Consider the following 14,433-nt stretch of genomic DNA (forward strand, 5'->3'; position numbering starts at 1 on the left):
ACAGGCAATAACGCAGGCACCACAACCTGTACAAGCATTCAAGTCGATAGAAAGATTAAAATGATGTCCTACTGAACGATCAAATGATTCCCATAAATCTACTTTTGTAGCTTCTACTTCTTTGTGATCTAAAGAAACCATAGGAACAACATTCCATTCTTTAGCATCTTTAGTATTGAAAATTTCTAATGTTGTTTCTTTAACAATATCACCTCTACCCATTAACGTTTTTTGTGATTGAACACAAGCAAACTCATGTTCTCCACTCGCTTTTGTTAATGAAGCTGATTGTACATTATTAAAGTTATTGTATAACAAGTAAGCGTTAACACCCACTTGCATTTCTTCTTTTAATGAAGCTTTTTTACCGTATCCAAGCGCTAAACCTAAAGTTCCTTTAGCTTGACCTGGTTGCACAATTACTGGAACGTTTTCTAATTTAACTCCATTAACTGTTAGTGTAGCATAACTTCCGTTAAGACCACCATTTGCAACAATTTTGTTTTCTAATTCTAATCTAGTTGCGTCAGCTTGTGATACAGTTACATAGTTATCCCAAGATACTCTAGTGATAGGATCTGGGAACTCTTGTAACCATGGATTGTTTGCTTGTTGACCATCTCCTAAACCAGTTTTAGTATATAATACTAATTCGAAGTCTTTAGAAGGAGTTGCTTTTGCTAAAGCAGCAGCTGCACCACTATAATCAGCAGTACCTCCCGCAATTGCTGTAGCACCTGAAACAATTAATCCATCGTGTAAAACTTTATTCCAAGTACTTCCAGCAATAAATGTTGCAGAAGTAGCTTTTACATAATCATAATAAGTGCCTGCAATACCGTTCCATGCCATTAAGGCCTCTTGGAATTGTTTGGTATTAAATAAAGGTCGGATTGTTGGTTGAACCAAAGAATAAGTTCCTTTAGTCAAAGTATGATCGTTCCATGACTCTAAATAATGAGGTGCAGCAGCAGCAATTTTCACTACTTCTGCAGTTTCATCTTCTTTAATAGAGAAGGCAACTGAAGTTTTTACTTTTTTCAAACCATCAACAAACGATTTGCTGTTTGCCAAAGTATATACTGGATTAACACCACTCATGATTAAAGTGTGAACCGATCCAGCATTCATATCTGCAATTAATTGAGCAACTTTTTCATTAGATCCTTTACGGATTAATCTTGCTCCAGCTGTTGCTAAAGCGTCGCTTTTTAATACTTGATTAATTGCAATAACTAATAATTGAGCGTTTTTATCTTGAATTCCAGAAACCAAAAGTCCTTTGCTACCAGCCGCTTTTAATTGATTCGCTGCTTTAACAACTTCTGCTTCATTTTCAATTTTTCCAGTTGCAATAGAAGCACCTGTAACGATATTGTATATTTTTACTAATGCTTGTTTTTGATTCGCAATTGTCATTGGCACTCTTTTATCTGCTGCAGCACCTGAAAGTGTCATATTTGCTTCAAATTGATAGTGCTTAGACATTTTACCTGCTTGAGGGATTCTTCCTTTTGCATATCCTGAATCATAACTTCCACCTTGCCAGTCTCCTAAGAAATCTGCATCAAGAGCAACGATTGTATTTGCTTTAGAAAAATCATAATCAGCTAATGCTCTTTCACCATAAACAGCTTCAAAAGCATCTAATGCAGCAGATTCTGAAACGGCATCATAAACAACATGTTTTGCAGTAGGATTTTTTGCAATGAAATCTGCAATTAATCTTTCAGAAGATGGACTTGCTAAAGTATTGGTTAACAATACTACTTGCTTACCAGCTCCTTTAGCTTCTGCTAAACTCGCTTTGATTGCTGCGTTTACATCACTCCAAGTAGCCGATTTAGCATCGATTTTTGGAGATTTAAGACGCATACTATCATATAAAGACAATACCGAAGCATGAACTCTTGCATTTGCAGTAAACTTAGCGCCTTCGATAGAATTGTTTTCAATTTTAATTGGACGACCTTCTCTTGTTTTTACTAAAAGATTTGCAAAATCAAAACCATCAAACATAGTAGTTGCATAAAAATCTGCAACACCAGGAATGATTGTATCTGGCTGAACCACATAAGGAATTGATTTGTGAACTGGTCCTTCACAAGCAGCTAACGAAGCAGCAGCTGTGGTGAAACCAACGTACTTTAAGAAATCACGACGAGTAGTTGATGAAGAAGCTAATGAATCTTTATCGGAAAGAAAGTCTGAAGTTGGAATTTCTTCAATAAATTCATTATTTCTTAGCGTCTCAACAATAGAACTATTTTCGTTTAGTTCCTCAACACTTTTCCAGTATTTTTTGTTAGATGACATCGTATATATATATATTAGATCTTAATAATTTGATTAATAGTGACACTTACCACACTCTAAACCTCCCATTTGTGCAGCAGTCAATTTGTCTACACCATATTTTTTAGAAAGTTCTTTGTGAATTTTATCGTAGTAAGCATTTCCTTCCATTTTAACTTCGGTTTGACGGTGGCAATCAATACACCATCCCATTGTTAATGGAGCAAATTGTTTTTGTACTTCATAGGTTTGAACTGGTCCGTGACATTTTTGACACTCAATACCTGCAACAGTTACGTGTTGAGAGTGATTGAAATAAGCAAAGTCTGGTAAGTTGTGAATTCTAACCCATTTAACTGGTTGTGTTTTTCCAGTGTATTTAGCACCATCCCAACCCACTGCAGCATATAATTTTTTGATTTCATTATCATAAAATGCTTTGGTGTGTCCATCAACAGTTGAAGTAGTATCTGAAACTTCTGAAATGTTTTTATGACAATTCATACAAACATTTAATGAAGGTATTCCTGCGTTTTTACTTACTCTTGCAGAAGAGTGACAGTATTTACAATCAATTTTATTGTTTCCAGCGTGAATACGGTGTGAATAATGAATCGGTTGAATTGGAGCATAATCTTGATCAACACCAACTTGCATGAAGAATCCATACATAAAATAAGCACTTGCTAAAAGGAATACAATTGCTGAAACAACCATTAAGAATTGGTTTCTAGCAAATACTTTCCAAATTGGTAAGGAAGCTTCTTTACTTGCTACCTCTATACCATTCGCTTTTGCAATTTTAGTTAATACATTGTTCACAAGGAACAACATAATTACCAACATGAACATCACAAGTGATAATGCGCCAAGAATAATGTTATTTGAAATTCCGCTTTGATCAGCTGCTGCGGCTCCAGGAGCGGCAGCTGCAGTAGCAGGCGCTTCTGTTTTAACCTCATCTGTATAAGCTAAAATATTATCAATATCAGTATTAGATAATTGAGGGAAAGCAGTCATTACAGAAGGCTTGTATTCTTCCCATAGCTTAACTGCATCAGCATCACCTGATTTTATTAAGGCAGAGCTATTTTTAACCCATCCATAAAACCACTCTTTTTTGTGACGTCCTGTAACTCCTCTAAGAGCTGGACCTGTCATTTTCTTGTCTAAGTTGTGACAAGCTGCACAGTTTGCATTGAATAATTCTTTTCCTTTTACCGGATCTCCTGCTCCTGCTGCAGGTGCAGCATCTGCTTTCATTGCAGTAGCATCCGCTGGTGCTGCAGGTGTTGCTGTAGCTGCCGGTGCTGTTTGCGCAAATGTAGACATGGAGAACGTTAGCAATACTGCTAAACCAAATGAATAAATTCTGGAAATCGAATTATGGTTACCCACTTTTTTCATATTATAAATGATTATCGACTAATTTGTGTGGTTTTTATTGATTCAATGAAAACCAAATACACTTTTTTTAAACTTGAGCAAAAATACAATATATGAACTATTCTCAAAACCCTAAAATATCTTAATTTATAATTTATACTAATTCTAAATAAAAAAAGAGTTTTATTTCTTTCTAGAAGTTTTACATTTGCATAAAAATCAATTAATTATGAAATTTTTAACAAAAAAACACCTTTTAAAGTGCTTTTTATTTTTTCTTATCTTTTCAAAATTTAACACCCTATTAGCTCAACAAGTTACTGTAACTCAGGATCCAAAATTAGAACAATTACTAATTGAAAAAAGGAAAGTAAATTCCTCAATTACAATTAATAATCCCTATAAAATTCAAATTTTTAATGGAACAAGTGAGGAGTCTAAAAAAACCCTAATTCAATTCAAAAAAGAAAGTAAAGAATATGATGCTACAATAGTTTTTAGCACGCCTATGTACAAGGTTTGGGTGGGTAATTTTAAAACTCGAATTGAAGCCGAAAGGAATTTAAATATTTTAAAGAAAAAATATCCTAACGCAATCATTATTAAACCAAATAAATAAAACTAAAAAATCCCGATTGCTCGGGATTTTTTTATGTTATTCTGAAAATTATTTCAGTTTTTTCTTCACCTCAACTTCTTGGAAAGCTTCAATGATATCTAACTGTTCAATGTCGTTGTAGTTTTTAATTTGAATACCACAATCGTATCCTTTTGCAACTTCTTTAACATCGTCTTTAAATCGTTTTAAAGCAGTAAGCTCTCCGGTAAATACAACCACTCCTTCACGGATGATTCTAATTTTAGAGTTTCTAAAGATTTTTCCATCAGTAACCATACATCCTGCAATGGTACCTACTTTAGAAATTTTAAATGTTTCTCTAATTTCGGCTGTACCTGTAATTTCCTCTTTCATAATTGGAGACAACATTCCTTCCATTGCATCTTTAAGATCGTCAATTGCATCGTAGATAATTGAGTAATTACGGATATCAATTTCTTCTTTTTCTGCTAATTGTCTTGCATTTCCAGCAGGACGAACATTAAATCCGATAATAATCGCATCGGATGCCGAAGCCAACATTACGTCGGTTTCTGTAATGGCTCCAACTCCTTTATGGATAATATTAATTTGAATTTCTTCGGTAGATAATTTCAAGAAGGAATCCGATAATGCTTCAACTGATCCATCCACGTCTCCTTTAAGAATTATATTTAATTCTTTAAATTGTCCTAAAGCAATACGACGCCCAATTTCGGCAAGTGTAATGTGTTTTTGAGTACGAACCGATTGTTCACGCATCAATTGCGTACGTTTAGCAGCAATTTGTTTAGCTTCTCTTTCGTCTTCAAAAACATTAAATTTATCACCTGCAGTTGGTGCACCGTCAAGACCTAAAATAGATATTGGTGTGGAAGGTCCTGCAACTTTAATGCTGTGGCCTCTTTCATCGTGCATGGCTTTAATTTTACCATGGTTTTTTCCGGCTAATACATAATCTCCTACTTTTAAAGTACCCGCTTGAACTAATATAGTTGATACGTATCCTCTACCTTTATCTAACTGTGCTTCTACAACAGTACCTAAAGCAGGTTTATTAGGGTTGGCTTTTAATTCTAAAATTTCAGCCTCTAATAATACTTTTTCTAAAAGTTCTTTTACACCTGTACCAATTTTAGCAGAAATATCTTGTGATTGGTATTTACCACCCCAATCTTCAACAAGTAAATTCATACCTGCTAATTGTTCTTTAATTTTTTCTGGATTAGCAGCTGGTTTATCAATTTTATTGATTGCAAAAATCATTGGAACTCCTGCAGCTTGAGCGTGAGCAATAGCTTCTTTTGTTTGCGGCATGATATCATCATCGGCAGCAGCCACAATAATAGCGATATCGGTAACTTGAGCTCCACGAGCACGCATTGCGGTAAACGCTTCGTGACCTGGTGTATCTAAGAAAGTGATTTTTTGACCATTTTCTAAGGTTACTGCATAAGCACCAATGTGCTGTGTAATCCCTCCAGATTCTCCTGCAATTACATTTTCTTTACGGATGTAATCCAATAAAGAGGTTTTACCGTGGTCTACGTGACCCATAACAGTAACTATTGGAGCACGAGTAATTAAATCTTCTTCTCTATCTTCAATAACTTCAATTGCTTCTTCAATATCAGTTGTTATAAATTCTACTTCATAACCAAACTCATCAGCAACAATAGTTAAAGTTTCAGCATCCAAACGTTGGTTCATAGTAACCATGATACCCAATGTCATACAAGTTCCAATAACTTTAGTAATTGGCACATCCATCATGGTAGCAATCTCACCAACTGTAACAAATTCGGTTACTTTGATGGTTTTGCTTCCTTCTTCGATAGCTCTTTGTTCTTCATCAGAACGTTGACGGTGAGAATCTCTTTTATCTCTTCTGTACTTGGCAGCTTTCGATTTATTTCCTTTACCTTGAAGACGCTCTAGTGTTTCTTTAATTTGGTTTTTAACCTCTTCTTCCGTTGGCTCCACTTTTTGAACAATAGCAGGTCGGTTCCCTTTTTGGAATCCTCCTCCTCCAGGTTTATTTGGAGTGAATTTATTTCCTGCACCAGCGGGTCTATTCGCTCCACCTGCAGCTTGACCTTCACCTGGTTTAGTAGGGATTCTTTTGCGTTTGTTTTTATTAACATCAGCCTTACTTCCACTATTAATTTTTGGAGTTTCCGCCGTCTTTTTAGGTTTATTAAATTGAGTTAAATCAATTTTCTGACCTGTTAAAATTGGCCCGGTAAGATTTTGATATTGTGTAGTGTACGTTTCATCAACTGGCTCAATTACCTCTTCTTTTACAGGAGCAGGCGTTTCTTTCTCGACAGCTTTTTTATCACTTACTGGATCTGCTTTTTTAGGAGCAGGTGTTTTGTCTGAATCAGCTTTTGCAGCAGCAGTAGCTTTTGGATTTAAATCAATTTTGCCAATTTGCTTAGGGCCTGTAACTACCGTTTTAGCTTTAATCACTTCAATGGTACGCTCTTCTTCTAGCTTTTTCTTGTCTTCGATTTCTTTTTCTCTTTCGAGACGAAGTGCTTCTTTCTCCTTCTTTATCTCCTCGCTAATTCCTTTAGAAGCTTCTTTATTGCCTTTATCTCCGGCAAATTGATTTTGTAGAATATCAAATTCATTGCTTGATATCTTAGCATTTGGATTAGCATCAATTGCGATACCTTTATCCTTAAGATAATCGACAGCTCTATCTAAGGAAATGTTTAACTCCCTTAAAACTTTGTTTATTCTAATATTTCTTTCTTCAGACATAAAATCTTTTGTAAATTCTTATTTATATTGGTGAAAAATTAGTCCTCAAACTCTTCTTTCAATATGCGCATTACTTCTTGAATTGTTTCTTCTTCAAGATCTGTTCTTCTAGCTAAATCGGCAATGTCTTGTTTTAAGATACTTCTTGCTGTATCTAAACCAATTTTTGCAAACTCATCAATGATCCAACCATCAATTTCATCAGAGAATTCTGTTAATTCAACATCGTCATCTTCAACGGTGCTTCCTTCTCTAATTACATCCAATTCGTATCCTGATAATTGACCTGCTAATTTAATATTTTGTCCTCCACGACCAATAGCTTTAGAAACTTCTTCAAGTTTTAAAAACACTTCAGCATGTTTAGTTTCTTCGTTAATTTTTACAGAAGATACTTTGGCTGGGCTTAAAGCTCTAGTGATTAATAAAGATGGATTGGTTGTAAAGTTGATTACGTCAATATTTTCGTTTCCTAACTCACGAACAATTCCGTGAATACGAGATCCTTTCATACCTACACACGCTCCCACAGGATCAATTCTGTCATCGTAAGAATCTACAGCTACTTTTGCTTTTTCACCTGGAATACGAACTACCTTTTTAATCATGATTAATCCGTCAAATACTTCAGGGATTTCTTGTTCAAATAATTTTTCTAGGAAAACTTCTGCAGTTCTAGACATAATAATTTGAGGCTTGTTTCCTTTTAATTCAACGCTTTCAATGATACCTTTTACATTATCTCCTTTACGGAAGAAATCCGATGGAATTTGTTTTTCTTTTGGTAAAACAATTTCGTTTCCTTCATCATCTACTAAGATAACAACTCTTGGACGCACGTGGTGTACTTCGGCTGTATATATTTCGCCGATAATATCTTTAAATTGTTTGTAAAGATTGTTGTTATCATGCTCATGAATCTTAGAAATAAGATTTTGGCGTAAAGCCAAAATTGCTCTTCTTCCTAAGTCTATTAATTTAACTTCTTCCGAAACTTCTTCACCTATTTCAAAATCTGCTTCAATTGTTCTAGCTTTGGTTAAAGTTATTTCTTCATTTTCTAGATCTAAATCATCATCGGCAACGATAACTCTTCTTCTCCAAATTTCCATATCTCCTTTATCAGGATTTATGATAATATCAAAATTGTCATCAGAACCATACTTCTTTTTTAAAGCATTTCTAAAAACATCTTCTAAGATCGCCATTAGCGTTACTCTATCAATAAGTTTATCGTCTTTAAACTCTGAGAACGACTCGATTAATGCAATATTCTCCATCTATTCTATTAATTAAAATTTACTGTAACAACTGCTTGTTTTATTTCGTTATAGGGTATTTCTTGGTTTTTTAAAACCGTTTCTTTTCCTTTTCCAATTTTTTTAGGCTCTCTGGCTTCCCAAGATAGCACTATTTTAGCATCATCTGCTGCTGTAAGCTCTGCTTCAATGGTAGTGTCATTTGTTTTCACAATTAAAGTTCTTCCAATATTTTTTACATATTGTCTTACCAACTTTAATGGAGAACCCACACCAACTGAGGCTACTTCTAGAGAATAATCTTGTGCTTCTCTATCTAAGTTACTTTCAATTGCTCTGGTCACATCGATACAATCTTGAAGCGTTACTCCGTTATCACCGTCCAAAGTTACAACAATTTTATAACTATCTGAAATTGAAATGTCTATCAAAAAAAGACTCGGCTTTTCTAACAAACAGTTATCTAAAAGTTGTTCAACTTGTTCTTTAAATGTCATAATTTCTATAAAAAGAGGGAAGCAGTGCTTCCCTCATTATACCATTTCTGTTTAATAACGGTGCAAATATAGAAAAATATTTTACATTAATACGTTAGCTTATTTTTTTTTTATACCTTTATAGTGTCTTAAATAGATTAAACAATTCTTAATTTTTACAATAATGAAAAAAATTCTAATCCCAACCGACTTTTCTAAAAGCGCCGAACATGCCCTTAAAGTAGCAGCTCAAATTGCGAAAAAAAATAATGGCGAAATCATCTTATTACACATGTTAGAGCTACCACATCAAGGTAGTGATGCATTGGGTTCAGGGAAAGATATTCCGGAAATTATGTTTTTTAAAAATGCCGCAATCAATAAACTAGAAGAATTAATGGACTCTGATTTTTTAGAAGGCATTAAAGTTTCAGACATCATCCAGTTTGAAATGGCATTTGACGGAATATTAAATATCAGTCAAAAAAACAATGTTGATCTTATTGTTATGGGATCTCACGGAGCTAGTGGCTATAAAGAAATGTTCATTGGGTCTAATGCAGAAAAAGTGGTGCGCCATTCAGAAGTACCTGTATTAATCATTAAACAAGATGAAGGAGATTTCCAAGTAAATGATTTTGTTTTTGCTTCTGATTTTTCTGATGAAATAAAAGCACCATTTAATAAAGTAGTTGATTTTGCAAATAAATTTGACGCAACTCTTCACTTAGTTACCATCAATACCCCAAATGATTTTAAATCAACTGGAGTAGCTCAAGAAACTATGGATAACTTTTTGAAAGGATTTTCAATTAACAAAGTAGTGACTCATATCTATAACGAATCTAATGTTGAAAAAGGAATTTTAAATTTTGCAAACAGCATCAATGCCGATCTTATTGGAATGAGTACACACGGAAGAAAAGGTCTTTCTCACTTCTTTAACGGAAGTATCAGCGAAGACCTTGTAAACCACTCTAAAAGACCTGTTGTGACTTTTAAAATCTAATTGGATTTTTCTATAATAAAAAAGCCCTCAAGTAGAGGGCTTTTTTTATAATGTGTATTTATAAAAGCAAAAAACTCCTCAATTGCTTGAGGAGTTTTTTTGTTGGTCTACTAGGACTCGAACCTAGAAAGACGGCACCAAAAACCGTAGTGTTACCATTACACCATAGACCAATGTGCGTGAATGCGGGTGCAAATTTATAATAAATTTCATTTAAAGCAAATATTTACTAAAATATTATTCAAAAAAAGAACATAATTTTTAATCCATTATCTATATAGGTGTAAATCAGATTTTTTATGTTGTCTCATATTAGAAAATTATGTTAACCCATGCTAGTTTACATAAAAAAATAGTTTCTTTGCATTGAAATTAACAATACCTCTATATGACACCATTTAACTTTAAAAAGTGGAACAACATTACCGGATGGGCTGCTTTTGCTATTGCTTTAATTACCTATTCCTTAACGGTAGAGCCTACAATGAGTTTTTGGGATTGTGGCGAATATATAGCAACTGCTGCAAAACTTGAAGTAGGTCACCCTCCTGGGGCACCTTTATTTCAAATGCTTGGCGCCTTTTTTGCCATGTTTGCAACCAGTAAAGAAACCGTAGCATTAATGGTGAACATGATGTCGGTGATTTCAAGTGCTTTTACTATTTTATTCATGTTTTGGTCATCAACCATATTATTAAAAAAAGTAGTTTCATCCTACACCGAAATCAATAAAGACAACAGCATCGCTATTTTAGGAAGTTCTTTCGTTGGTGCCTTAGCTTTTACCTTTTCGGATAGTTTTTGGTTTAACGCCGTGGAAGCAGAAGTATATGCCATGGCCATGTTATTAATTGCATTACTATTGTGGTTAGGGCTTAGATGGGAACAAGAAATGCACGAGCCTAGAGGCAACAGATGGCTGCTATTAATTAGTTTAGTGGTAGGATTATCTTTTGGGGTGCACTTTATGGCATTGCTAACCATCCCGTCAATTGGATTTTTATATTTCTTTAAAAATTATAAAAAAGTTACGGTTACTAATTTCATTATGGCTAATGCAATTATTGTAGCAGTATTATTATTTATATTCAAATTGTTATTACCCTACACTTTAGCTTTCTTTGGAAAAATCGAGATCTTCATGGTAAATAACATGGGGCTACCTTTTAACTCTGGAACTATTACAGCAGTATTACTAATTGTAGCTTTTTTCTATTTTGGATTAGGATACACTAAAGCAAATAACCACCCAACATCCAATACCATATTATTGTGCATCTTATTTGTATTAATAGGTTTCTCAACTTGGATTATGTTGCCGGTTCGTGCCAATTCCAATACTCCTATAAATGAAAATAAACCATCCGATGCTGCCGAAGTATTAGCCTACTACAACAGAGAGCAATATGGAGTAAATCCTTTGTTTTATGGACCACAATACACTGATGCTTTTGCAGGTTTAGATCCTAACAATCCCTACATAGATAAGGCGCCTAACTATGAAAGAAATTACCAAACAGGTAAATATGAAATTGTAAACAACTACAAAAATGCTGAGCAAAATACTGATGATGCTCATAAAGCCATTTTACCTAGAATGTGGAGTACCGAAAACATTAAAGGTTACATCAACTTTACTGGAGTTCCTAAATTCACCATTAAGCCCGATTACTCTGAAGAACAAGAATTAATAGATGTGGTGGCCGAATTTCGTCAAGCATATGCATCTCATAAAATAGATAACGAAGGTTATGTTTCTTTCTTAAAAGCCTATGGCGATTATTTGGATGTTGAAAAACCATCTACTTGGTCTAATTTAAGCTTCATGGTAGAATACCAATTTGGTTACATGTATGGTCGATATTTATTATGGAATTTTGTTGGAAGGCAAAATGACAACCAAGGAAGATACGACAATCTAGACGGAAACTGGATGAGTGGTATAAAAGCAATTGATGAAATTCACCTAGGATCTCAAGAGCATATTAGTCCAGATGTATTAAATAATAAAGGAAGAAACTTCTATTATTTTATTCCATTCTTTTTGGGACTTTTAGGTTTAATGTATCATGCACAACGCGATTTAAAAAGTTTTTATGTGCTTTTAGCCTTATTCTTGTTTACTGGTTTAGCACTTAAAATATACTTAAACGAACGCCCTTTTGAACCACGCGAAAGAGATTATGCTTTAGTTGGTTCTTTCTATGTTTTTGCAATGTGGCTGGGATTTGGCGTATATGCCATTTATGAAATGATTAAAGAAAAAGTAGCCTCTAAGTTGGTTGGTCCTGTGGTTATTGCAGCATGTTTGCTAGTTGCTCCGGTATTAATGGCTACTCAAAACTGGGATGATCACAATCGTTCGGGAAGATATACAGCCATTGCAATGGCGAAAAACTACCTTGATTCTTGTGAACCAAACGGAATCTTATTTACCATTGGCGACAACGATACCTTCCCGCTTTGGTATGCGCAAGAAATTGAAGGTTATAGAACCGATGTGAAAATTGTAAATACAAGTTTGTTAATGACCGATTGGTATATCGATCAAATGAAAATGAAAACCTACAAATCGGATGGATTACCAATTTCTTTTAAGCACCATCAATATGTAGCGGACAATCGCGATGTAATTATTTTTAACAAAAAGGTAGATAGCCGTTGGGATTTAAAAGATTTTATTGAATTTGGAAAAAGAGAAGACACCTTGTCTGAAGTAGAAATGGAAAGTGGCCACCGTTTGCATTTCTTCCCTACGAATAAAGTTCGTTTTCAGGTAAATAAAAATAATGTGATTGCAAACAAAATTGTAAATCCGTCATTAAACGACTCGATTGTACCATTCATTGATATTGATATTAAAGGCGGAGCATTATATAAAAATCGATTAATCATGTTCGATATCTTAAATAATAACAATTGGAAACGTCCTATCTATTTTAGTCCGGGTAGTTTTGGTGATGACGATTATTTATGGATGAAAGATTACTTGCAAATGGACGGAATGGTCTATAAATTAGTTCCAATAAAAACTCCGGTGAACGAAGATGATTACCCAGATATGGGAAGAATAGACACCGATAAAATGTATAATTTGGCTATGAATTGGACATGGGGTAACGGAGAAAGTACAAAAATATACCACGACCCAGAAACAAGAAGAAACGCCATTTCTTATAGAACAACTCTTTCTCGATTAACAAAACAATTAATTGCCGAAGGTAAAATGGCTAAAGCCAAAAACATTATTGATCTAGCCGTTGCCAAAACGCCGGTTGATTATTATGGGTATTATTTAACTTTAGAGCCATTTGTTACTGGATATTATGAAATTGGACAAAAAGAAAAAGCTAGAGAATTAGTTGGAAAATTAATGAATAAATACAAAGAAGAACTGTTGTATTACAGCACCTTTAGCTTTGCTGATCAAAGTTTTATGGCCGAAGACATAATAAGAGCAATTGAGCGATATAGAAGTTTATTACTAGTAATTAAAGAACATGGTGACATCGAACTGTACAACAAAAGCAGAGGAGAATTTAATGCGAGCAATGGACGCTTTTCAAGATTTCAACGCGAAAACGAATAAATAATCCGTTATTAATTAAATGCCAATACTAATCCTATTGGCATTTTTTTTATTTATTTTTGAAAAATGAAGCTACGTTGGATCAAAACCCATTGGATAATAAAGAAGCTGTTTTCAAATTACATTTGGGATATTCCCAACAATGAAAATAAAATTTATTTAACTTTTGATGATGGTCCTACTCCCGAAATTACCAACTGGACGCTCAATCAATTAGAGCACTACCAGGCAAAAGCAACTTTCTTTTGCATCGGAGATAACTTGAGAAAATATCCAGAGATTTACCAAAAAATAATCAAAAAAGGTCATGCGGTAGGAAACCATACTTTTAATCATTTAAAGGGATGGAAAACCAAAACTGCTGATTATATAGAAAATGCTAAATTATTTGAATCCGAATTGAATAAAATTAGCATTACAAAATGCAACTTATTTCGTCCGCCCTACGGAAAAATTAAACCCTCTCAATCTAAAATATTAAGAAATGAAGGTTACAAAATAATTATGTGGGATGTGCTTAGTGCCGATTACGACCAATCTATTTCACCCGAAGAATGCTTGGAAAATGTTATACAAAATTGTAAAAGTGGCAGCATTATCGTTTTTCACGATAGCATAAAAGGATTTAAGAACTTGGAATATGTATTACCAAGAACATTAGAATTCATTAAAGAAAAAGGATTTGTTTGCGAAGTACTGAACTAAACTTGCTCTTGCACCAAACCAATGATGGTGTTGGCATCTAGCTCACCCGATTGACGCCAAATCATTTGACCTGCTTTATAAATCATTAAAGTTGGAAGTCCTTTAATGCGAAGCGCTTCGGCCAATTCTTGATTTTTATCGACATCAATTTTAATTACTTTTGCTTTGTCTCCTAGTGCAGCCGCTACATCTCTAATTACAGGATGCATGGAAATAGAAGATTCATTCCACTCGGTGTAAAAATCAATTAACACCGGAACTTGAGCATTTATAAGTTCTCCAAATTTTGACATAAAACCAAAATATTTTGTTTTCTTTAGCTAAAAAAAGAAATATTATAGTACAAA

10 protein-coding genes and 1 tRNA gene are annotated in these 14,433 nt (G+C 34.1%); 4 read left to right on the plus strand and 7 right to left on the minus strand.

What is annotated here, in order from left to right:
* Positions 1-2,316: TAT-variant-translocated molybdopterin oxidoreductase (locus ACKOWY_RS08905; protein ID WP_408941089.1), on the minus strand; the 2,316-nt coding region annotated here is incomplete at its 3' end.
* 33 nt (positions 2,317-2,349) lie between these two features.
* A complete protein-coding gene (locus ACKOWY_RS08910; protein WP_408941090.1) occupies positions 2,350-3,702 on the minus strand; it encodes a cytochrome c3 family protein in 1,353 nt (450 codons plus the stop codon).
* Between the two features lie 208 nt (positions 3,703-3,910).
* On the opposite strand from ACKOWY_RS08910, the gene ACKOWY_RS08915 reads away from it, so the two are divergent.
* Positions 3,911-4,300, plus strand: a complete 390-nt coding sequence (locus ACKOWY_RS08915; protein WP_408941091.1) for an SPOR domain-containing protein — start codon at positions 3,911-3,913, stop codon at positions 4,298-4,300.
* Between the two features lie 48 nt (positions 4,301-4,348).
* Here ACKOWY_RS08915 and infB read toward each other — a convergent pair whose 3' ends face one another.
* From infB to rimP, 3 genes are read right to left on the minus strand one after another with little or no spacing between them, the layout of a single operon-like run.
* The gene (gene infB / locus ACKOWY_RS08920; protein WP_408941092.1) at positions 4,349-7,048 is read right to left on the minus strand and encodes a translation initiation factor IF-2; all 2,700 of its coding nucleotides are present in this window, start codon (positions 7,046-7,048) and stop codon (positions 4,349-4,351) included.
* Between the two features lie 38 nt (positions 7,049-7,086).
* Positions 7,087-8,328, minus strand: coding sequence for a transcription termination factor NusA (nusA, locus tag ACKOWY_RS08925; protein ID WP_408941093.1), 1,242 nt, complete (start codon positions 8,326-8,328; stop codon positions 7,087-7,089).
* Positions 8,329-8,336: 8 nt separating this feature from the next.
* Positions 8,337-8,804 (minus strand): ribosome assembly cofactor RimP, encoded by a 468-nt coding sequence (gene rimP, locus ACKOWY_RS08930; RefSeq protein WP_408941094.1) that lies wholly within the window; start codon positions 8,802-8,804, stop codon positions 8,337-8,339.
* A 163-nt stretch (positions 8,805-8,967) separates the two neighbouring features.
* Here rimP and ACKOWY_RS08935 point away from each other — a divergent pair, with 163 nt between their 5' ends.
* Positions 8,968-9,792, plus strand: a complete 825-nt coding sequence (locus ACKOWY_RS08935) for a universal stress protein (RefSeq protein ID WP_408941095.1) — start codon at positions 8,968-8,970, stop codon at positions 9,790-9,792.
* A 102-nt stretch (positions 9,793-9,894) separates the two neighbouring features.
* Here ACKOWY_RS08935 and ACKOWY_RS08940 read toward each other — a convergent pair.
* Positions 9,895-9,965 (minus strand) — tRNA-Gln (locus ACKOWY_RS08940).
* 215 nt (positions 9,966-10,180) lie between these two features.
* Here ACKOWY_RS08940 and ACKOWY_RS08945 point away from each other — a divergent pair.
* Together ACKOWY_RS08945 and ACKOWY_RS08950 are read left to right on the plus strand one after the other, a co-directional pair.
* Positions 10,181-13,381, plus strand: a complete 3,201-nt coding sequence (locus ACKOWY_RS08945; RefSeq protein WP_408941096.1) for a protein O-mannosyl-transferase family — start codon at positions 10,181-10,183, stop codon at positions 13,379-13,381.
* Between the two features lie 66 nt (positions 13,382-13,447).
* Positions 13,448-14,086 carry a polysaccharide deacetylase family protein gene (locus tag ACKOWY_RS08950; protein WP_408941097.1) on the plus strand — a complete coding sequence of 213 codons (639 nt, stop codon included), beginning with the start codon at positions 13,448-13,450 and terminating at the stop codon, positions 14,084-14,086.
* Here the strand turns inward: ACKOWY_RS08950 and ACKOWY_RS08955 are convergent.
* On the minus strand, positions 14,083-14,379 hold the full coding sequence (locus ACKOWY_RS08955; RefSeq protein ID WP_408941098.1) for a thioredoxin family protein: 297 nt from the start codon (positions 14,377-14,379) through the stop codon (positions 14,083-14,085). The genes ACKOWY_RS08950 and ACKOWY_RS08955 overlap by 4 nt on opposite strands.
* Between the last annotated feature and the right edge of the window lie 54 nt (positions 14,380-14,433).

The organism is Flavobacterium sp. (assembly GCF_046073885.1).
Taxonomy (GTDB): domain Bacteria; phylum Bacteroidota; class Bacteroidia; order Flavobacteriales; family Flavobacteriaceae; genus Flavobacterium.